The organism is Streptomyces sp. NPDC003247, from assembly GCF_042888135.1.
Classification (GTDB): Bacteria; Actinomycetota; Actinomycetes; order Streptomycetales; family Streptomycetaceae; genus Streptomyces.
This window is the reverse complement of sequence record NZ_JBIAPF010000005.1, coordinates 497,312-517,282: the sequence shown is the minus strand read 5'-3', so window position 1 is coordinate 517,282 and position 19,971 is coordinate 497,312. Positions and strand designations below refer to the sequence as shown.

20 protein-coding genes are annotated in these 19,971 nt (G+C 74.8%); 12 read left to right on the top strand and 8 right to left on the bottom strand.

Annotation, left to right across the window (positions count from 1 at the left end; translation table 11 throughout):
- Nucleotides 1–120: 120 nt before the first annotated feature.
- The gene (locus ACFYWQ_RS19905) at nucleotides 121–1,080 is read right to left on the bottom strand and encodes a GlxA family transcriptional regulator (RefSeq protein ID WP_389518129.1); all 960 of its coding nucleotides are present in this window, start codon (nucleotides 1,078–1,080) and stop codon (nucleotides 121–123) included.
- A 72-nt stretch (nucleotides 1,081–1,152) separates the two neighbouring features.
- Between ACFYWQ_RS19905 and ACFYWQ_RS19900 the strand changes: the two genes are divergently transcribed.
- The 4 genes from ACFYWQ_RS19900 to ACFYWQ_RS19885 all read left to right on the top strand — a co-directional run bounded on the left by ACFYWQ_RS19900 (nucleotide 1,153) and on the right by ACFYWQ_RS19885 (nucleotide 4,292).
- Nucleotides 1,153–2,103 (top strand): NADP-dependent oxidoreductase, encoded by a 951-nt coding sequence (locus ACFYWQ_RS19900; RefSeq protein ID WP_389518128.1) that lies wholly within the window; start codon nucleotides 1,153–1,155, stop codon nucleotides 2,101–2,103.
- 332 nt (nucleotides 2,104–2,435) lie between these two features.
- A complete protein-coding gene (locus ACFYWQ_RS19895; protein WP_389518127.1) occupies nucleotides 2,436–2,843 on the top strand; it encodes an anti-sigma factor antagonist in 408 nt (135 codons plus the stop codon).
- A gap of 95 nt (nucleotides 2,844–2,938) precedes the next feature.
- Nucleotides 2,939–3,601, top strand: a complete 663-nt coding sequence (locus ACFYWQ_RS19890; protein WP_389518126.1) for a DUF4230 domain-containing protein — start codon at nucleotides 2,939–2,941, stop codon at nucleotides 3,599–3,601.
- Nucleotides 3,602–3,689: 88 nt separating this feature from the next.
- Nucleotides 3,690–4,292: a VanZ family protein gene (locus ACFYWQ_RS19885; RefSeq protein WP_389518125.1), complete on the top strand. Its 603-nt coding sequence runs from the start codon at nucleotides 3,690–3,692 to the stop codon at nucleotides 4,290–4,292.
- A 102-nt stretch (nucleotides 4,293–4,394) separates the two neighbouring features.
- On the opposite strand, the gene ACFYWQ_RS19880 is transcribed toward ACFYWQ_RS19885, so the two are convergent.
- The 3 genes from ACFYWQ_RS19880 to ACFYWQ_RS19870 form a co-directional block, all read right to left on the bottom strand.
- Entirely contained in the window at nucleotides 4,395–4,634 is a 240-nt protein-coding gene (locus ACFYWQ_RS19880; RefSeq protein WP_389518124.1) for a hypothetical protein, read from the bottom strand.
- 100 nt (nucleotides 4,635–4,734) lie between these two features.
- Nucleotides 4,735–5,775 carry a DNA topoisomerase IB gene (locus tag ACFYWQ_RS19875; RefSeq protein WP_389518123.1) on the bottom strand — a complete coding sequence of 347 codons (1,041 nt, stop codon included), beginning with the start codon at nucleotides 5,773–5,775 and terminating at the stop codon, nucleotides 4,735–4,737.
- A gap of 5 nt (nucleotides 5,776–5,780) precedes the next feature.
- Nucleotides 5,781–6,590, bottom strand: a complete 810-nt coding sequence (locus ACFYWQ_RS19870; RefSeq protein WP_389518333.1) for an SDR family oxidoreductase — start codon at nucleotides 6,588–6,590, stop codon at nucleotides 5,781–5,783.
- Between the two features lie 370 nt (nucleotides 6,591–6,960).
- On the opposite strand from ACFYWQ_RS19870, the gene ACFYWQ_RS19865 reads away from it, so the two are divergent.
- The 5 genes from ACFYWQ_RS19865 to ACFYWQ_RS19845 all read left to right on the top strand — a co-directional run bounded on the left by ACFYWQ_RS19865 (nucleotide 6,961) and on the right by ACFYWQ_RS19845 (nucleotide 12,602).
- A complete protein-coding gene (locus ACFYWQ_RS19865; RefSeq protein ID WP_389518122.1) occupies nucleotides 6,961–7,998 on the top strand; it encodes a PHP domain-containing protein in 1,038 nt (345 codons plus the stop codon).
- Nucleotides 7,999–8,233: 235 nt separating this feature from the next.
- Nucleotides 8,234–8,890: an HAD family hydrolase gene (locus ACFYWQ_RS19860; RefSeq protein WP_389518121.1), complete on the top strand. Its 657-nt coding sequence runs from the start codon at nucleotides 8,234–8,236 to the stop codon at nucleotides 8,888–8,890.
- The gene (locus ACFYWQ_RS19855) at nucleotides 8,887–10,140 is read left to right on the top strand and encodes an aromatic acid exporter family protein (protein ID WP_389518120.1); all 1,254 of its coding nucleotides are present in this window, start codon (nucleotides 8,887–8,889) and stop codon (nucleotides 10,138–10,140) included. The genes ACFYWQ_RS19860 and ACFYWQ_RS19855 overlap by 4 nt, the downstream gene beginning before the upstream one ends.
- Before the next feature lie 294 nt (nucleotides 10,141–10,434).
- Complete coding sequence (locus ACFYWQ_RS19850; protein WP_389518119.1) at nucleotides 10,435–11,403, top strand: SDR family NAD(P)-dependent oxidoreductase; 969 nt, start codon at nucleotides 10,435–10,437, stop codon at nucleotides 11,401–11,403.
- A 170-nt stretch (nucleotides 11,404–11,573) separates the two neighbouring features.
- The gene (locus ACFYWQ_RS19845; protein ID WP_389518118.1) at nucleotides 11,574–12,602 is read left to right on the top strand and encodes an SDR family oxidoreductase; all 1,029 of its coding nucleotides are present in this window, start codon (nucleotides 11,574–11,576) and stop codon (nucleotides 12,600–12,602) included.
- A gap of 144 nt (nucleotides 12,603–12,746) precedes the next feature.
- On the opposite strand, the gene ACFYWQ_RS19840 is transcribed toward ACFYWQ_RS19845, so the two are convergent.
- Complete coding sequence (locus ACFYWQ_RS19840) at nucleotides 12,747–12,992, bottom strand: hypothetical protein (RefSeq protein ID WP_389518117.1); 246 nt, start codon at nucleotides 12,990–12,992, stop codon at nucleotides 12,747–12,749.
- A 65-nt stretch (nucleotides 12,993–13,057) separates the two neighbouring features.
- Nucleotides 13,058–14,347, bottom strand: a complete 1,290-nt coding sequence (locus ACFYWQ_RS19835; protein ID WP_389518116.1) for an ROK family protein — start codon at nucleotides 14,345–14,347, stop codon at nucleotides 13,058–13,060.
- A 228-nt stretch (nucleotides 14,348–14,575) separates the two neighbouring features.
- Here ACFYWQ_RS19835 and ACFYWQ_RS19830 point away from each other — a divergent pair, with 228 nt between their 5' ends.
- The 3 genes from ACFYWQ_RS19830 to ACFYWQ_RS19820 all read left to right on the top strand — a co-directional run bounded on the left by ACFYWQ_RS19830 (nucleotide 14,576) and on the right by ACFYWQ_RS19820 (nucleotide 18,445).
- Complete coding sequence (locus ACFYWQ_RS19830) at nucleotides 14,576–15,070, top strand: FBP domain-containing protein (RefSeq protein ID WP_389518115.1); 495 nt, start codon at nucleotides 14,576–14,578, stop codon at nucleotides 15,068–15,070.
- A 207-nt stretch (nucleotides 15,071–15,277) separates the two neighbouring features.
- Nucleotides 15,278–16,543, top strand: coding sequence for an aromatic acid exporter family protein (locus tag ACFYWQ_RS19825; RefSeq protein WP_389518114.1), 1,266 nt, complete (start codon nucleotides 15,278–15,280; stop codon nucleotides 16,541–16,543).
- Nucleotides 16,544–17,122: 579 nt separating this feature from the next.
- Entirely contained in the window at nucleotides 17,123–18,445 is a 1,323-nt protein-coding gene (locus ACFYWQ_RS19820; RefSeq protein WP_389518113.1) for a lactonase family protein, read from the top strand.
- On the opposite strand, the gene ACFYWQ_RS19815 is transcribed toward ACFYWQ_RS19820, so the two are convergent.
- Both ACFYWQ_RS19815 and ACFYWQ_RS19810 read right to left on the bottom strand, forming a co-directional pair.
- On the bottom strand, nucleotides 18,413–19,138 hold the full coding sequence (locus ACFYWQ_RS19815) for a DUF2470 domain-containing protein (protein WP_389518112.1): 726 nt from the start codon (nucleotides 19,136–19,138) through the stop codon (nucleotides 18,413–18,415). The two genes, ACFYWQ_RS19820 and ACFYWQ_RS19815, sit on opposite strands and share 33 nt — an antisense overlap.
- A gap of 113 nt (nucleotides 19,139–19,251) precedes the next feature.
- Nucleotides 19,252–19,872: a TetR/AcrR family transcriptional regulator gene (locus ACFYWQ_RS19810; RefSeq protein ID WP_389518111.1), complete on the bottom strand. Its 621-nt coding sequence runs from the start codon at nucleotides 19,870–19,872 to the stop codon at nucleotides 19,252–19,254.
- Nucleotides 19,873–19,971 lie beyond the last annotated feature (99 nt).

Here is a 19,971-nt window from a genome sequence, read left to right as displayed (position 1 = left end):
CGACTGTTCCGTCACGACCGTTCCGTCACGACCGTCTCCCCCGCGCTTCTGCGACGCGGCAGCGGCCCGGAACGTTCGGTGGGCGGCACGGGACGCGGGGCCGAGAGGTCCGCCGCGGGTTCAGGAGGCCTCCTGGAAGGTCCTGCGGTACGCCTGGGGCGAGACGCCGATCGAGGCGTGCAGATGCTGGCGCAGCGAGGCGCCCGTGGCGAAGCCGACCCGGCCCGCGATCTGGTCCACCGTCAGGTCCGTGGACTCCAGCAGGCGCCGGGCGTGCGCCACGCGCTGCTGGACGATCCAGCGGCCGGGGCTGAGGCCGACCTCGTCGTGGAAGCGGCGGGCGAAGGTGCGCAGGCTCATCCGGGCGTGCGCGGCGAGGTCGGCCAGGGCGAGGGGTTCGTCGAGGCGTTCGAGTGCCCAGGCGCGGGTGGCGGCCGTGCTCGCGGCGCCGGCCTCGGGCACCGGCTGTTCGATGTACTGGGCCTGGCCGCCGTCCCGGAAGGGCGGGACGACGCAGCGGCGGGCCACCTTGTTGGCGAGGTCGCTGCCGTGGTCCTTGCGCAGCAGGTGCAGGCAGACGTCGACACCGGAGGCGGCGCCGGCCGAGGTCAGCACCCGGCCGTCGTCGACGAACAGCACGTCCGGGTCGAGGTCCACGTGCGGGAACATACGGCGGAAGTGCTCGGCGAGCTGCCAGTGCGTGGTGGCCCGGCGGCCGTCGAGCAGACCGGCGGAGGCCAGGACGAAGGCGCCGGTGCAGATGGAGACGATGCGCGCGTCGGGGCGGATCCGGGCGAGCGCGGCCGCGACGGCGGCGGGGAGCTCGGCGGTGACCCGGGCGGGCGAGACGGGGGCGATGACCACGGTGCCGGCCGTCTCCAGGATCTCGGGGCCGTGCTCGACACCGATCGTGAAGTCGGCGGCCGTGGAGACCGGCCGGCCGTCCACCGTGCAGGTCAGGACCTCGTAGCGGCCGTCGGCCGCGCCGAGGATGCGGCTCGGGATGCCCAGTTCGAAGGGGTAGACGCCGTCGAGGGCGAGGACGACGACGCGTTCTGGGCGCTGATGACCACCATGCATGGCACGATCTTATCGAAGAGTGGCAATCGTGCCACTTATCGCGGCTGTCCGCCGCTGGCAGGGTGTGGTGGCATGAGCACTGAGCGCACCATGCGCGTCATCACACAAGACGTCCTCGGCGGTCCCGAGGTCCTGCGCGAGGCCGTGGTCGAACGGCCCCGGCCGCGTCCCAACGAGGTGCTGGTCCGGGTCCGCGCCGCCGGCGTCAACCCGACCGACTGGAAGCACCGCGCGAACGGCGGTTTCCTCGGCAGGCCCCCGTTCGTCCTGGGGTGGGACGTCTCCGGCACGGTCGAGGAGGTGGGCGTCGGCGTCGCCGCCTTCCGGCCCGGGGACGACGTCTTCGGCATGCTGCCCTACCCGTACGGCCACGGCTCGCACGCCGAGTACGCCGTCGCGCCCGTCCGCGCCCTGTGGCACAAGCCGGCCGGGGTCGACCACGTCCAGGCGGCCGCGCTGCCGCTGGTCTCGCTGACCGCGCTCCAGGCGCTGGGCGAGGTCGCCGACGTCCGGGCGGGACAGCGGGTCCTCGTCCACGCGGCGGCCGGCGGCGTCGGGCACGTGGCCGTGCAGATCGCCAAGGCGCGCGGCGCGTACGTGATCGGCACGGCGAGCGCGGGCAAGCACGGCTTCCTGCGGGAGCTCGGCGCCGACGAGGTGATCGACTACCGGGAGACGGACTTCACCGAGGCCGTGAAGGACGTCGACGTGGTACTGGACACCCTCGGGGGGAGCACGTCCACGGACTCCCTGCGCGTCCTGCGTCCGGGCGGTGTCGTGGTGTCGATCCTGCCCGTCGGATCGCGGGAGTTCTTCGACCGGGCCGAGGAGCTCGGCGTCCGCGCGGTGCGCATGCTCGTCGACGCCGACCGGACCGGGATGCGCACGGTCGCCGAGATGGTCGAGGCGGGCACGCTGCGCGCCACGATCGCCGGGACGTTCCCGCTGGCCGAGGCGGCCGAGGCCCACCGGCTCGGGGACACCGGCCGGACCACCGGGAAGCTGGTCCTGACCGTCGACTGAGGGCCCCCGCCGGCACCCCGCCGACATTCTGCGGACGCCCGCGCCGGCACCCGCCCGGAACCCGCCGAGGCCCTGCGGACGCCCGCACCAGCACCCCACCGCACCCCACCGCAGCCCGCCCGCCCCGCCGCCGTGCGGGGCGGGCGGGCTGCCGCCGCCGGCCAGGGCGAGCACGCACCCCCTTCGCTCACGATGCGAAAAAACTCGATCGAGACACGACTTCAATTCGAAGACATATGTCAATCGAACATGCTGGAATTCACTCCATCGGGGGTAACTTGCTGGGGCGGGGAACTGGCTTGCGCCGCCCCGCCGTTGGAGGCTCCCGACCGGTGGAGCGGGTTGGAGGCGATGTCGTCGTGCAGCAGGGAGCCGCCGCGGACACCCCGTACCTGCGCGTCCACCAGGAGCGCGGGTACACGGTGCTGGAGTTCCACGGCGAGATCGACATCGTCGCGGCGGCGGAGATCGCCCCGCACCTCGACCACGTCACGGCGGGCCCCTCCCCGCGGATCGTGCTCGACCTCGGCGCCATCGACTTCTTCGACTGCTCCGGACTGCGCCTGCTCTACCGGGCCCGGGGCCGGGTCCTGGCGCACGGCGGCCACGTCCACCTCGTCTGCACCCACCCGCTGGCGCTGCGCGTCCTGCGCGCCACCGGACTGTCCCGCCTGCTGCCGCCCGCCCCGACGCTGGACGCGGCCCTGGCCCAGGCCGAGGCCGCCTCCGGCTCGTGGTGACCGCGCTCCGGCGGTGCCGTGTCACAGGTCGTCAACAAGGCGGTCTGTGACCGGGTTCGGCGGGAATCCGGTCAGCAGGAAGGAGGACCGTCGACATGACGACTTCCATCAAGCGCCTCCCCCGGCGCCTGCCCGGGTGGGCCAAGGTGCTCACCGCCGTCGTGCTGGTGCTCGTCGTGCTGTTCGCCGGGATCCGGCTGAGCCTGCTGCCGGGCCTGCGCGACGTCTTCGGCACCGAGACCCGTGACCGTTCGGGCCCGGCGCTGCTCGAGTCCATCCAGGACATGAGCCGCTACGACGCCGCCTCCGGCAACTTCCAGGTCGTCGTGGACCTGGAGAAGGACGCCAAATACCTCCCCGACGCCCTGCGCGGCACCCGCACCCTGTACGTGGGGGCGGGCACCGTCGACGCCTACGTCGACCTCGGTCAGGTCGGCGAGAAGGACGTGACGGTCGACGAGGACCGCACGTCGGCCACCCTCAGGCTGCCGCACGCGCGGCTCGGCACCCCGGCGCTGGATCCCGACCGCTCCTACGCGGTCTCCAAGCAGCGCGGCCTCCTCGACCGCATCGGCGACCTCTTCTCGGACAACCCCAACGGAGAGCAGGCGGTGCAGAAGCTCGCCGTCCGGCACATCGGCGACGCGGCGAAGGACAGCGAACTGACCGCGCGCGCCGAGTCCAACACCACGCGCATGCTCCAGGGTCTGCTGCGCTCCCTCGGCTTCGAGGAGGTGCGCGTGACCTACGGCACCTGACCGGGCGCGCCGCTCCCCCGGCCGCATCCTCCGATCGTTCGCGGGTAACCGCCCTACTACTCGGGGAAGTTGAGAACTGGAGGACAGCATGGCCCGTGCAGACCTGCGTCCGCGTACCGCCGCCCTGCGCGCACGCGTCTTCGGCCCGCGCACGGCCGGGCCGGAGGAACCCGCGTCCGCCGCGCCTCCGGCACCGCCGGAGAAGGACGCACGCCGGCCGCGGACCGGGCGCCGGCCGCTGCCGTTCCCGCTGCGGGCGCTGGCGATGCTGCTGGCCTTCGCGTTCATGGTGGGATTCGCCGTCGTACTGGCCCGGCTGACCCTGGAGCCGTCCCCCGCCTCCGAGGCGCTGGTCCACTCCAACCTACGGCCGGGCCGCTCGCTCCAGGCCTACCTCGGCCAGCCCGAACTGCGGGACGCCGTCAAGCAGATCGGCGGCAACGTCCTGCTGGGCGTACCGTTCGGGGTCCTGGTGCCGGTGGTCGCGCCGCGGGCCCGCGGGGTGCTGGGCGTCCTGCTGCTGACGGCGTCCGTGATGCTGCTGGTGGAGTTCGCCCAGGGGGCGCTGGTGACCGGGCGCGCCTTCGACATCGACGACGTCATCCTCAACACGGCGGGAGCGCTGATCGGCTACCTGATCGTCGGCCGCCGGATGAGCCGCGCGGTCCACGCGCGCGCACGACGGGCGTGACGGGCGTGAAGGCGTGACGACGCGAACGGTCGCGGGCGGGGCGTGGGCGCGACTGCGCCCGCGCGGCCCGGCGCGGAGGCGACCGGTACCCGGCGACAGGGCCTAGCGGCGGGGGCGCCAGGTGTACCGGTCGCCGCCCACCCAGCGCACCACGTCGGGGTCGTCGAGGTCGTGGACCGTGATACCGAAGGAGGCGGCTGCCTGGAGGACGTCGGTGACGTCCCGCGCCTCGCCGACGACTTCGCCGTCGATTTCCACGATACGGAAAGGCGACGTGCCCGGCTGCACCCCGAGCACCGTGATCCGCGGGTGGGAGATGTAAGGGCTCGCGATTTCGGTCATGTCATAGAGCGTAGAACGCAACCGCCGGTTACGAATCTCCCGGTTCGTCCCGTTCCGTCGGCGCCGCTCATCGTCCGCTCATCGTCCGCTCATCGTCCGTTCACCGTCCGCCCGCCGTCCCCTCGCCGTCGAGCAGTTCCAGCACCGCCGCCTCCACCGCGCCCTGGGTGGCGGGGCGCCCGAAGTTCCCGTGCTCCCCGAGCCGGGTGAGCACGGGGGCGATGGTGCGTCCCCGCTCGAACAGCTCGAACACGCGGGGGTCGATGTAGGAGCTCCGGCACACCGCGGGGGTGTTGCCCAGATAGCGGCTGACCTCGCGGGCCGCCCGGCCGGCCTGCCGGCGGCGGGCGGCGGCGGTGGCGCGGGCCTCCTCCGTGGTGACGGAGAGGGCGACCGCGGCCAGTACGGTGGCGTGCCAGGTGCGGAAGTCCTTGGCGGTGATGTCGGTGCCGGCCAGCCGCCGCAGGGCCTCGTTGAGGTCGCCGCCGTGCAGGTCGTGCCAGACACCGCCCTCCCGGTAGACCAGCAGCCGTTCCCCGCCGCGCCGCCGCCGCAGCTGGGCGCGCACCACGGCGTGGGCCTGGTCGTCCACCAGCGCGCGGACCGTCTCGGTGCCGCCCTTGGCCGGGAAGTGGAACGCGAGTTCACCGCGGCCGCAGGTGACGTGCTCGCGGAGCATGGTCGTCAGGCCGTACGTCTCGCTCACCTCGGTGTGCCGGTCGCTGCCGATGCGGAAGAAGCCGAGGTCCAGCAGGCGTACCGCGCACGCGGTGACACGGGCCCGGCCCAGGCCGCGCGCGGTGAGGTCGGTGGAGATCCGGGCGCGCAGGCCGGGCAGGGCGCGGGCGACCTCGCGGACGTGCTCGTGCTTGCACTGCTCCTGCTGGGCGCGGAAGAGCTCGTGGTAGAGGTACTGGCGGCGACCGGCGTCGTCGGTCCCGACGGCCTGGAGGTGGCCGTTGGGCCAGGGACAGATCCACACGTCGCGCCAGGCGGGCGGAATGGTCAGGGCCCGGATCCGGGCGAGCTGCCCGGGGTCGGTGAGCGGCTCGCCGTGCTGGTCCCGGTAGCGGAAGCCCCGGCCGGAGCGGACCCGGGAGAAGCCGGGCCGGTCCCAGGAGCTCGTCCGCAGCCTCCTCATCGGGCTCAAGGACGGCGCCAGCCGTCGTCGGTGAGGTGCGAGCCGGCCTGCGGGCCCATCCGCAGCATGCCGCCGTCGACGCTCCAGGAGGCGCCGGTGACGTACGAGGCGTCCGGCCCGGCCAGGAAGGCGATCACCGCGGCGACCTCACGGGCGTCGCCGGGCCGGCCCAGCGGGATGCCGGGGCGGTCGACGGTCCGTACGTCGGTGTCCTCCTGCCCGGTCATGGGCGTGGCGATCTCGCCGGGCGCCACGGCGTTGACGGTGATCCCGTACTCGGCGAGTTCCAGTGCCATGACCTGGGTGAGCAGGCCGAGACCGCCCTTGGCCGCGCAGTACGGCGCGGCGCCGACGCGCGGCTGGTGCTCGTGCACGGAGGTGACGTTGACGATCCGCCCCCCGTCGCCCTGCCGGATCATGTGCCGCGCCGCCTTCTGCCCGCACAGGAACGGGCCGAACAGGTCGACGTCCAGCACCCGGCGCACGTCGTCCGGCTCCAGGTCGAGGAACGGCGTCATGGTGCCCGTACCCGCGTTGTTGACCAGCACGTCGAGGCGGCCCAGCCGGTCGCAGAGCTCGTCGACGGTGTCGGCGGCGGCGGGCAGCCGGGTGAGGTCCAGGTGCGCGACGGCGGCCCGCCGGCCGTGCGCGCGGACCTCCTCGGCGGTCTCCTCGGCGCCCTTCTCGTCGGTGTGCCAGGTGATGCCGATGTCCATCCCGGCCTCGGCGAGGCGTACGGCGGTGGCGCGGCCGATGCCGGAGTCGGCACCCGTGACCAGGGCCACCTCGGGGCTGCGGGCGGCGGGGACGGACATCGAGGACATCGGGGACACGATGGGCCTCCTCGTGACGGGCGAGGGCGGTGGGACGTCGCAGTACCCCGGTGCACGGCGGACAAACCGTCCGACGAGATGCCGGGCGGACCCCGGGCGGACCGCGGGACGAACCCTGGGGCGAACCGTCGGGACTGCCCGCCGGGAGAGCCACCGGACGCAGGACCGGGTGGGGCGCCCGGCGCAGGACCGGGTGGGACGCCGGGCGCAGGACCGGGTGGGACGCCAGGCGCAGGACCGGGTGGGACGCCAGGCGCAGGACCGGGAGAGCCACCGGGCGCCGGGCGGATCGTCGCCCCGCCGTGCGGGTCGCGCCGCGCTGGGGAACTCTGGAGCGAGCGAGGAGGTGGCGATGGATCCCGTCGAAGCCCTGGAGCGGATCGCCTTCCTGCTGGAGCGGTCGCTGGCGCCGACGTACCGGGTGCGCGCCTTCCGTACCGCGGCCCGGGTGCTGGGGCGGCTGCCGGCGGCGGAGGTCGAGGAGCGGGCGGCCAAGGGCACGCTGGAGTCGCTCAAGGGCGTCGGCCCGAAGACGGCCCAGGTGGCGCGTGAAGCGCTCGCCGGGGGCGTCCCGGCCTACCTGGAGAAGCTGGAGGGCGAGGCAGGGCAGCCGCCCACGGACGGCGGCGGGCGGCTGCGGGCGCTGCTGCGCGGCGACTGCCATGTGCACTCCGACTGGTCCGACGGCGGCAGCCCGATCGAGGAGATGGGCCGCACGGCGGCCGCGCTCGGCCACGAGTGGGCGGCGCTCACCGACCACTCGCCGCGTCTGACGGTGGCCCGCGGACTCTCCCCGGACCGGCTGCGCCGCCAGCTGGAGGTGGTGGCGGAGCTGAACGCGGCCTGGGCGCCGTTCCGGCTGCTGACCGGCATCGAGTGCGACATCCTCGACGACGGCTCCCTCGACCAGGAGCCGGAGCTGCTGGAACGGCTCGACGTCGTGGTGGTGTCCGTCCACTCCAAGCTGCGCATGGACTCCCGGGCGATGACCCGCCGCATGGTGCGGGCCGTCCGCGATCCGCACGCCGACGTGCTCGGTCACTGCACCGGGCGGCTGGTGACCGGGCGCGGGCGGCCGGAGTCGCAGTTCGACGCCGACGAGGTGTTCGCGGCGTGCGCGGAGTCGGGCACCGCCGTGGAGATCAACAGCCGGCCCGAGCGGCTCGACCCGCCCCGGCGGCTGCTGCGCCGGGCCGTCGAGGCGGGCGTCCTCTTCTCCGTCGACACCGACGCGCACGCGCCCGGCCAGCTGGACTGGCAGATCCTCGGCTGCGAACGCGCCGAGGAGTGCGCCGTGCCCGCCGAGCGGGTGGTCACCACCTGGCCGGTGACGGACCTGCTGGCCTGGACGCGGGAGGGCCGGATTCCGGCGGGCGTGGCCGGCGCCTGACGTGGTACCCGGGCCCCGGCCCCCGTCAGGTGCGGGGAGCACCCGAGCGTACGGGCGTCCCGGCGGCCGGCTCACCCGGCCGGCGTCCCGACGGCCGGCCGACCCGGCACGGGGGACGGCAACGCCCGGACGTACGCCCCGGTGCCGGACGCCGACGCCCGGGCGGGTTTTCCCGACGGTCCGGGGCTCCTCGTACGTCCCCGGACCCGGGCGCCCGCGAGAGAAAGGACCACGGATGGAACGCGCCGCCGTCTTCGACGTCGACGGCACCCTCGTCGACACCAATCACCTGCACGTCGTGACCTGGTGGGAGGCGCTGCGCCAGGCCGGCCACCGGGTGCCGATGCACGCCGTGCACCGGGCGATCGGCCTCGGGTCCGCCGACCTGATCGCCCACCTGCTGGGCGAGGACCGCGACCGTGACGAGGACGCCGGGCTGAGCGCCGCCCACAAGGCCCTCTACGGCCAGTACTTCGACCGCCTGCCCGCCCTGCGCGACGCCGGACCGCTGCTGAAGCGGCTGCACGGCGACGGCTGGACGGTCGTGCTCGCCACCTCGGCGAGCGGGGCGGAGCTGTCGGCGCTGCGGCGCGCCCTCGACGCCGACGAGGCGATCACGGCCACGGCCAGTGCGGACGACGTAGAGCAGGGCAAGCCGGCGCCGGAGCCCGTCGAGCACGCCCTGGAGCTGGCCGGGGTGCCCGCCGAGCGGGCCGTCCTGGTCGGCGACACCGTCTGGGACATGCGGGCCGGCCGCCGGGCCGGCGTGCGCTGCGTGGGCGTCCTGTGCGGCGGCATCCCGCGCGCCGACCTGGAGGAGGCGGGCGCGCAGGCGGTCTACGCCGACCCGGCCGACCTGCTGGCGTCCCTGGGAGGCAGCCCCCTGGCATGAGCGACCCGGCCGAGACGAGCAGGACGGAAGGAACCGGGGCCCGCTGGGCCGGGACGCTGCGACGGGAGGCGGGTGCCGTCGGCCGTGCGGCGCGGGCGGCCCGGGACGGCCCCGGACGCGAGCGCGACCTGGTCGTGCAGTCGCTCAAGGCGACGCTGGCGGCGGTGCTGGCCTGGTTCGTGGCGAGCGACTGGCTGAGCGATCCGATGGCCCTGATGGCGCCCTGGGTGGCGCTGGTGCTGGTACGGACCACGGTGTACGGCTCGCTGCGGCAGGCCGCCCAGCAGTGGACGGCGATCTGCGCGGGCACGCTGCTCGCGTCGGCGGCGCAGGCGCTGACCGGGGACACCCTGGGCGCGCTCGCCCTGTGCGTGCCGCCGCTGACGCTGCTGGCGCACTGGCCCCGCTTCGGCGACCAGGGCGTCTACGCGGCGACCACGGCGGTGTTCACCCTGGCGTCGGGCGCGGTGTCGGTGCCGGCGGTGGGGCACCGGGTGGGGCAGGCGGCGCTCGGCGCGGTGATCGGCGTGGCCGTGAACGCGCTCGTGCTGCCGCCCGTGCACCTGCGGGACGTACGGGAGAACCTCGCGGCGCTGGCCCGGGAGGCGGGCGGGACGCTGCACGCGGTCGCCGCCGGGCTGGCGGACGGCGACTGGGACGCGGCGACGGCCGCCGACTGGTCGCGCGCCGCCGACCGGCTGGAGCGGCGGCACGAGGGGCTGCGGTCGGCACGGGGCTGGAGCCGGGAGAGCCTGCGGCTGACCACCGGGCCGCTGCGCGCGCTGCACCGGGTGCCGCTCGACGTGCCACCGGAGTCGGAGGACGCCCGCTGGGGCCGGGTGGCGGGCCATGTCGCGGCCCTCACCCGCACCCTCGCGGTCGCCGCCGACGACGACCGTACGCCCGCCCCGCCGGAGGCGGCGGCCCTGCGGGTCTACGCCCGGCTGCTGCACCTGATCGGCGACGCCTCCGAGGCCGAGGGCGAGCGGTTCCTGCGCGTGGGCATCGGCGGGCGTCCGGCCGACGGCGGCCGGGCGGGGACGGAACCGGAGACGGAGACGGAACCGGAGACGGAACGGGAGAAGGAGCGGGAGATGGAGGAGCTGCGGGACCGGCTGCTGGACAGTCTGCGCGACCACGCCGGGCAGGGCGCGGCGCACACGGCCGTCCTCGCGACGCTGCTGCTCCAGGCGGAGAACCTCTGGGTCGAGGTCCTGCCGGGCGCCCGCCGGGGAAGCCGGGCCGTGTGACGCGGATCACCACGGAGACGGGCGGAAGGGGGGAACAGCCGCCGGTGGTTCACCGTTGAACAGCGCGTGGGTGCGGACGGGACAGTGTCCCCGGGCCTCACCTTTTGCCCACAGGGACGATCGTTCGGCTGAAGCCCTGTGGAGCCTTTCGCCGAGAGGCGACCGCCGTCCGCACCCACCACCGAGCCGCCCCGACCGTGATCCCCCGTCCGGTCGGGGCTTTCTTCGCGGTCGCGCCGGTGCCGCGGCGTGGGGCTTGACTTCGAGAGCGCTCCAATTCGTAGCGTTCCGTCCATGAACACCGCACAGCACGCGATCGGTTCGGGGTTCGGCGCCCGGAGCACCGCCGACGACGTCCTCGCCGGCCTCGACCTGACCGGGCGGCTCGCCCTCGTCACCGGCGGCTACTCGGGCCTCGGTCTGGAGACCACCCGGGCGCTGGCGAAGGCCGGCGCCCGGGTCGTGGTCCCCGCCCGCCGCCCGGCCATCGCCGAGGAGAACCTGGCCGGCGTCGACGGCGTCGAGGTGGACGAACTGGACCTGGGCGACCTGGACAGCGTCCGCGCCTTCGCCGACCGCTTCCTCGCCTCGGGCCGCGGTCTCGACCTCGTCATCGACAACGCGGGCATCATGGCCTGCCCCGAGACCCGGGTCGGACCGGGCTGGGAGGCCCAGTTCGCCACGAACCACCTCGGTCACTTCGCCCTCGTCAACCGGCTCTGGCCGGCGATCGAGCCCGGCGGCGCCCGCGTGGTCTCCGTCTCCTCGCGCGGCCACCACTTCTCCGGCATGCGCTGGGACGACGTCCACTGGCGCCGGGGCTACGACAAGTGGCAGGCGTACGGCCAGGCGAAGACGGCGAACGTGCTGTTCGCCGTCCACCTCGACCGGCTGGCCCGGGACCGGGGCGTGCGCGCCTTCGCCCTCCACCCCGGCGGCATCCTCACCCCTCTCCAGCGGCACCTGCCGAAGGAGGAGATGGTGGCGAACGGCTGGATCGACGAGGCCGGCAACCCGCTGAACCCCGAGGGCTTCAAGTCGCCGCAGCAGGGGGCGGCCACCCAGGTGTGGGCGGCGACCTCGCCCCGGCTGGCCGGGATGGGCGGGGTCTACCTGGAGGACTGCGACATCGCCGAGCCCGCCCGCCCGGAGGACGGCGCGCGTTCCGGTGTCAAGGACTGGGCACGGGACCCGGAGCAGGCCGCCCGGCTGTGGACGCTGTCGGCGGAGCTGACGGGGGTGGACGCCTTCGCCCGGCCCTGAACACCGTCGCGGAACACGGTCGCGCGACGACCGTTCCGCGACCGCCGTTCCGCGAACACCGTCCCTCGTACGCGTACGCCCCTCGCCTCCCCGGTTCTCCCTCCCGCGTGCGCCCCGCGGCACCGGGGTACTCGGGGCGCTCGACGCGGACGCGGCGAGAGGAGCGGACGGTGAGCAACGGGTCGGGCAGGAAGGTCGTGGTCACGGGCGCGACCGGCAACGTCGGCACCGGCGTGGTGCGGCTGCTGGCGGAGGATCCCGAGGTCGGGTCGATCGTGGGGCTGGCCCGGCGGATCCCGGACTGGTCGCCGCCGAAGACGCGGTGGTCGGCGGTCGACCTGGCGTCGGAGGAGGCCGCACTGGACGGCCTGTTCGAGGGCGCGGACGCGGTGGTGCACCTGGCGTGGGCGTTCCAGCCGACGCACGATCCGGCGGTGACCTGGCGGACGAACGTGCTGGGGAGCATCCGGGTCTTCGAGGCGGTGGCCGCCGCACGGGTGCCCGCGCTCGTGCACGCCTCGTCCGTGGGCGCGTACTCACCGGGGCCGAAGGACCACCCGGTGGACGAGTCCTGGCCGACCCACGGGTGGCCGGACGCCGCGTACTGCCGGGAGAAGGCCTACCTGGAGCGGACCCTGGACACCTTCGAGCGGGACCATCCGGCCGTCCGGGTGGTGCGGATGCGTCCGGGCTTCCTGTTCCAGCGGGAGTCCGCCAGCGAGCAGCGCCGCATCTTCGGCGGCCGGTTCCTGCCCGGGCCGGCCGTCCGCCCCGGACTGCTGCCCTTCCTGCCGGACGTCCCGGGACTGCGGGTGCAGGTGCTGCACACCGACGACGCGGCCGAGGCGTACCGGCTCGCTGTGCGCACCGATGTGCGCGGGGCGTTCAACCTGGCCACCGATCCGCCGGTCGACGCCGGGCTCCTGGGGGAGATGTTCGACGCCCGCCCGGTGCGCCTGCCCCGGACGGCCGCCCGTTCGGCGATCGCCGCCGCCTGGAACCTCCACCTGCTCCCCGCCTCCCCCCACCTCTTCGACGCGGTCCTGCGCCTGCCCCTGATGGACTGCACCCGCGCCCGCGTCGACCTCGGCTGGCGCCCGGAGCGGTCGGCGCCGGAGGTCCTGGAGGAGTTCCTGCGCGGGATGCGGGCCGGAGCGGGCGCGCCGACCGAGCCGATGCGCGGACGGAAGGTGGGCTGACGGGCCTGGAACGGACCTGGACAGCAAGCGCTGATCCGGCGCCCGGCGTCCACGTACACGGGGAGGACGTGGACGCCGGGCGCCGGATCAGCGGCGGGAGACGGCGGGCGGGCCGGAGGCGGGGGACGTGACGGTGGGGCCGGCTCAGCCGGTCGGCTCGTCCGGGACCGGGTGTTCGGGGTGGACGGTGGCCGCCCGGGGGGCGCCCTGGCGGCCCGTGCCCGCTTCGTCCGTGTCGGGGACGTCGGCGGCGGATTCCTCGTCCGTCCCCTCGCCCTCGCCGGGAGCGACCTCCCAGGGGTCCTCGCCCTCGGAGGCCTGCTGGTCGGGCAGGTCGCGCGGGACCGGTGGGCCGTTCTCGCCGGGTCCTTCGAGACGGTGGTCGGTCACGGGAGCTCCCTTCGGGGTCGTACGGCAGGGCTCACGCGAGTACCTCCGGCCCCGGCGGCGAAACGTCAGTGCGGGACGCGTTCCGCCAGGGCCGTGCGCCAGGCGGGCGGCGGGCCGCCGGGAAGCGGCTCGGGCCGTCGGCCGCCCCGCGCGAAGAAGTCGGCGAGCGGCAGGATCGCGGCTCCCACGGTGACCGCGTCGGGGCCGAGCCGGCCCAGCTCGACGGTGACCTTCTCGGCCGGGTGGCGCAGCGCGTACGCGGTGGCGTGCCGGCGTACGGCGGGCAGGAAGCGGGTGCCGAGCCGGAGGCCGGCCCAGCCGCCGACGAGGATGCGCTCCGGCTGGAAGAGGTTGATCAGGTCGGAGAGCCCCGCGCCCAGGTACTCGGCGGTCTCCTCCAGGACCGCGAGGGCGACGGGGTCGGGGGCGGCGCCGTCGGCCGGGTAGGCGGCGGCGAGCAGCGCGGTCAGCGCGGTCTCCTCGTCGGCGCCCTCGGGCGGCCGGCCGCCCTCCTCGCGCCAGCGTGCCAGCAGCGCCTCGGCGCCCGCGTAGGCCTCCAGGCAGCCGAGCGCCCCGCAGCGGCAGCGGCGCCCCCGCACCCGGACGGTCAGGTGCCCCCACTCGACGGCCCGGCCGTGCTCGACGTCGGGGGTGACGAGGCAGGCGCCGACGCCGGAGCCGAAGAGGACGACGCAGGCGGTGCGGGCGCCGCGCCCGCCGCCGAACCACATCTCGGCCTGCCCCAGGGTCCGGGCCCCGTTGTCGATGAGGTACGGCACGGTGCCGGGCAGCGGGGAGCCCTCGCGCAGCAGTTCCTCCAGGGGGACGGCGTCCCAGCCGATCGTCTGGCCGTGCACGACGGCGCCCCGGTCGGGGGTGCGTTCGACGATGCCCGGGACGCCGATGCCGACGCCCAGGAGCCGCTCGGCCGCGATCCCGGCGGCGTCCAGCACCTCGGCGACGCCGTCGCGGACGTGGCCGACGACGCCGTCGACCTCGTACCGCCGCTGCTCCAGGGGGCGTTCGGCGCGGGCCAGTTCGGTGAGGGTCAGGTCGAACAGCTCGATCCGCACGCGGGTCTCGCCGATGTCGACGCCGATCATGTGGCCGCTGCCGGGGGCGACGCGCAGGAGCGTGCGGGGCCGGCCGCCGTCGGAGTCCACGCTGCCGGCCTCCTCCACCAGCCCGTCGGCGACCAGGTCGGCCACGACGTTGCTGACGGAGCCGGAGCTCAGGCCGGTGGCCGGACCGAGTTCGAACCGGCTCAGGGGCCCGTCGAAGTAGAGCCGTTGCAGGACGGCCGTACGGTTGGCCCGCCTGAGATCACGTACCGTACGCCCGTTGTGCCCTGCCATGTGGCTCCTTCACACCTTGCCCGACCTGCAACATACCGCCGGAGAGGGCTTGGCGCGACCTTCACCCACCCCTTAGTTCACGCTGTGAGCTAAGGGGTCGGACGTGACCGAACACCCTCCGCGGCACCCGAGAAAACCATTGGCCCCTCTGCGCAGATCCGATTACTGTAGGCATCTGCCTAGCATCCCTAGGTTTACGGACCGCGACCGCACCCCAGGGGGTTCCCGATGAGACCACTGACCGAGAAGGACATCCGCGACTCGTTCGTGAACTGCTCGAAAGGCGAGGCCAAACGGCTGGCCGTGCCGCGCGACCTCGACGAGCGCCCCTGGGACGACCTGGACTTCCTCGGCTGGCGAGATCCGGGCGCTCCCGACCGCAGTTATCTCGTCACCGAGCGGAACGGCGGGCTCGTGGGCGTGACCCTGCGCTTCCCGTCCTCGCAGCGCGGCTTCCTGCACCGCAGCATGTGCTCGTTGTGCCTGACCACGCACCCCGGCGGCGGAGTCTCGCTGATGACGGCGCGCAAGGCGGGCACGGCGGGCCGCGAGGGCAACTCGGTGGGGCTGTACATGTGCACCGACCTGGCCTGTTCGCTGTACGTCCGGGGCAGGAAGAAGCCGGACGCGGGAGGCCGCTTCGAGGAGAGCCTCACCCTGGCGGAGCAGATCGCCCGGGCCACCGGCAACCTGTCCGCCTTCCTCGACAAGCTCGACGCCTGACCCGCCCGACCGGCCTGACCCGTCTGACCTGCAAGGCCCGTCCGACGGTCCCCGCCCGGTGCGGCTGGTGCTCCCCGGAGTGGTGCGGCAACCTGACGAGGGTGGCCCGAAATCGCTCACGCGGTCGTGCCACTTCCCGCCGATGAGCCCTCACCGGGCGACGAATGAGACGTTCGAGGCACCTGAGGAACGGGAACTGGCCAAAGAATGGCAGATGTACGAGAACGTGCCGCGCCGCTGGTGCGGCTGGTCAAGCGGCACCGAGAACCCGTGGTCGTGCAGGCGTTGCGATCCGCCGCGGCGGCGACGATCGCCTACGTCATCGCGCTGCACCTGAGTCCCGAGGCCGCCCCGCTCACCGCGCCGCTGACCGCGCTGCTCGTCGTCCAGGTCACCCTGTACGCGACGCTCACCAACAGTGTGCGGCGGGTCAACGCGGTGGTCGCGGGGGTGCTCGTCGCCATCGCGTTCAGCCTGCTGGTGGGCCTGACGTGGTGGAGTCTCGCGCTGGTGATCGTGGCCGCGCTGGCCGTCGGCCACCTGGTGCGCGTGGACGAGTACGTGCAGGAGGTGGCGATCAGCGCCATGCTGGTGCTGGGCGTCACCACGGTCGGGAACACGGCCTGGGCGCGCGTGCTGGAGACGGTGATCGGGGCCGTGGTCGGGCTCGGCACCAACCTGCTGCTGCCGCCCCCGGTGTGGGTGGAGGAGGCCGGCGAGTCCATCGAGGGGCTGGCCCGCCGGGTGCGGCAGATGATGCTGCGGATCGGCGACCAGGCCTCCGGGCACACGCCGTTCGTGGAGGCGGCCGCCCGGCTGCACGAGGCGCGCCGCCTGGACCATGACATCGTCGAGGTGGACGCGGCCCTGCGGCAGGCCGAGGACAGTCTGCGGCTCAATCCCCGGGTGCGCGAGGGTGTCCTGCACCGGGTGGTGCTGCGCACCGGTCTCGACACGCTGGAGATCTGCACCGTGGTGCTGCGGGTGCTCGCCCGCACCCTCACCGACCTCGCCAAGGAACGCGAGCCGAAGGCGCTGTTCCCCGAGGAGACGGGCAACACCCTGGAGCGGCTGCTGTCGGAGATCGCCGACGCCGTGGTCAGCTTCGCGGTGCTGGTCACGACGCACGTCAGCCACGACGCGGACGCCGCCGAGGAGCGGCTCTCCGCAGAGCTGCGGCAGGCCGCCGCCACCCGGGACAAGCTGGCGCAGCTGCTGCTGGAGGGGCTCCAGCACGACGCCCGCCAGTGGCAGCTGCACGGCGCGGTGCTCACCGAGGTCAACCGCATGATCGACGAGCTCGACACCGAGCACCGCACCCGCCGTCTCCTGGAGGAGCTGGACAGCGCGACCCGCGAGCAGCACGGCCGCCTGCCGTGGCTGGCCCGGCTGCGGGAGCGGATCCACACGTACGTGCGCGTTCCCGACCGGCTGCGGTGGAAGCGGTCGAAAACCTCCCGCCGCCCCGGCTGACGACACGGCCTTCGCACGCGGGACGGCGAGGGGCCGCCCGACTGCGGGGCGGCGGGGAGCCACCCCCCCGGCTGCGGGGCGGGTGGGGAGCCACCTCGACTGCCGGGGGGGGTGGGTTGCCACCCCGGCTGCGGGGCGGCGGGGAGCCACCTCGACTGCGAGGCGGTGGGTCGCCACCCCGGCTGCGAGGCGGTGGGTCGCCACCCCGGCTGCGAGGCGGTGGGTCGCCACCCCGGCTGCGAGACGGCAGGGAGCCACCACGCCCGCGAGGCGGTGGGTCGCCACCCCGGCTGCGAGGCGGTGGGTCGCCACCACGCCCGCGAGGCGGTGGGTCGCCACCACGCCCGCGAGGCGGCAGGGAGCCACCACGCCCGCGGGGCGGTGGGTCGCCACCCCGCCCGCGAGGCAGGTGGGGAGCCACCCGACCGCGAGGCAGATGAGCGGCAGCGCCCGCCCGCAATGCGGTGAGAGGCGTCCCGGGCCGCGGGCCCGGGATTTTGCGCTCGGCGCTCCCGGCACGCCAGGGTGGTCGTCACCGGATGGGACGACCGTGGCCTACGACGACCTGAGGGGCGGAGCATGGGCAGTGGGACGGAAGCGGCGGGCGGCGGCCTGGGCAGGCGCCGCCTCTTCGGAGCGCTCGGAGCGCTCGGAGCGTTCGGCGCGGCCGCCGCGGGCCCGGCCGCCCTGGCCTCCCTGACCGCCCTGGCCTCCCTGACCGGCTGCGCCCGCGACGCCTCCGACGTCCCGCGGGGCGAGGGGGAGACTCCGGGCGCCGCACCGCCCGAGTCGTCGTCCCCCTCGCCCCGCGCCCCGGAGTCCGCAGCCGCCGAGTCAGGGGCCGCGGACCCCGGGGCCTCGCGTCGGTCTGTCGGCCCCCGCCCGCTGTACCTCGGCACCTACACGTCCGTCGAGGGCGGCGGCCGGGGCATCGGGGTCGCCGCGTACGACCCCGCGTCGGGCCGGATCACCGGCCGGGGCACGGTCACGGGCGTCCAGGACCCGTCGTACCTCGCGGTGCACCCGGACGGCCGGACGCTGTACGCGGTCCAGGAGCGCGAGGGCGGCGCCGTGACCGCCGTACGCCTGTCGGACCGTAAGGTGCTGGGCACCCGGTCGACGGGCGGGGCCCATCCCTGCCATCTGTCCGTGCATCCGGGCGGGCGCTGGCTGCTGAGCGCCGACTACGGCTCGGGCAGCGTCAGCGTGCACCCGATCGACGCCACGGGGGCGCTCGGCGCGCGCACCGACCGGGTCGTCCACAACCGCCCGGAACCCGGCCCCGGCCAGGACGGACCGCACGCGCACCAGATCCTCACCGCGCCGGACGGCGGTCACGTCCTCGCCGTCGACCTCGGCACCGACACGGTCCACACCTACCGTCTGGACGACGGGTCCGGCACGCTCCGCGAGGTCGCGCAGGCGCACACCCGGCCGGGCGCCGGTCCGCGCCACCTCGCCTTCCACCCCGGGGGCCGGTACGCCTACCTGGCCAACGAGACGGACGACACGGTCGCGGTCTGCGCCTACGAGCCGTCCACCGGCCGGCTGGCGATCGGCGGGCCGCAGTCCACCGGGGCGACCGCAGGCACCAACTACCCGGCGCAGTTCGCCGTGACGCCGGACGGGGCGTACGCCTACCTCGCCAACCGGGGCGACAACACGCTGGCGCGGTACGCCGTGGAGGCCGCCGGGGCGCGGCTGCGGCTGCTGGGCACGGTGCCGGTGGACGGGGACTTCCCCCGGCAGATCGCCCTCTCGCCGGACGGGAGCCTGCTGTTCGCCGCGAACCAGCGCTCCGGCACGGTCAGCGTCTTCCGGGTGGACACCGCCACCGGGGAGCTCCGGCGCGCGGGCGAGCCGTTCGCCTCACCCGTCGCCGTCTGTGCGCTGCCGCTGTAGGGCACGCGTGCACGCTGCCGAGCTCGCCTGGGAGAGCAGCACGTGCATGCGCTCGGTGAGCTGGCCGACGTCGTCGGCGGGCGCGTGGAAGGGCAGGCGTACGTCGCCGTGGGCGCGGGCCCGTTCGATGCGCAGCGTGAGGCCGTGCCGGTCGACGGCGAGCGGCTGGACGCGGACGGCACCGTGCAGGCTGTCGTGCCGGACGAGCCGGGTGAGCCGCTCCACGGCGTCGGGGTGGGCGTCCGCGAGGTGCGTGAGCAGGTGTGCCTCGGCGGTGGCCAGCGGGTCGGGCGCGGCGGCGGCGAACTCGTCGAGGTCGACGACGACCGCTCCGGAGGGTTGTTTGAGGACGACCCGGGTGGCGTGGAAGGCGAGGCCGCCGTCCTCCGGGGCGAACCAGCCCGCGAGCCAGAGCCGGGCGCGGATGCGGCTGCGGACCGGGACGGGCGCGACGTCCGCGAACTCCAGTACCGCGGACGGCTCGCCGCGCGGGGCGCAGATCGCCGCCGTGAGCAGGGCGCTGTCCTCGGGCACGTCCAGGTGGACCCGCCCGTCCTCGCCGACGGTGTGCGCTCCGACGAACTCCTCGCGGCCGCCGTCCGCGGTCACCGCGCACGACCACGAGGCGGCGAGCACCGACCGGGCTCGCTCGGCCGCGGCGGGCACGGCGGACCAGCTGTGGCTGTCACCCATCCCAGAACCTCCTTAGGTAAGCCTTGCCTAACCTATCGAAGATCCGCGGGAACGCCAACCGTGCGGGCCACACCCGTGCCCTTCGTCACGTCGTCGGCACACTCCGCCGGGCGTCATCCGGCCGGCGACACGACCCCCAGGAGCGCCCGCGCGCACAGCTCCCGCACCTGCTCCCGCGACAGCGCCGCGTCCGTCCCCCGGAGCCACTCCAGGCACACCGCCGTGATGAACGCCAGCCAGCCGCGCACCGCCAGCCGGACGTCGGCCCGCTCCCCGAGCAGCGGGCCGAACTCCGGGTCGGCGGCCAGGGCCGTGAGGATCTGGCGCTCCTGGGCCGCGAGGGCGCGCCGGTACACGCGGCGCACCGCCTGGTCGCCGGCCGCGTCGGCCCGGTGGAAGGCCCGGTAGCCGTGGGCGTGGACGTGGACGTACTCGAGGTAGGCGTCCAGCCCGGCGGTGAGCTGCTCGCGGACGGGGACGCCGGGGACCGCCGCCGTCATGCGCAGCATCCGCTCGCTCTCCCGCTCGACGACCGCGGCGAAGAAGTCCCGCTTGGTCGGGAAGTAGTGGTACAGCAGCCCCCGGGAGACCCCGGCGATCTCGGCGACCTGCTCGATCCACACCTCGTCGTAGGGGTTGTCCGAGAACAGCCGCGCCCCGACCGAGAGGAGCTGTTCCCTGCGCTCTGCGGTGCTGAGGCGGCGCCGTGCGCGCTCCCCCTGGTTCGCGGCCATGCCCGCACCTTACTTGACGTCGGTTCAACAACCGGACGAGACTGGGCCGCGCTATTGAACCGACGTACAACACGCTCAACCTGCCGCTGGATCAAGGGA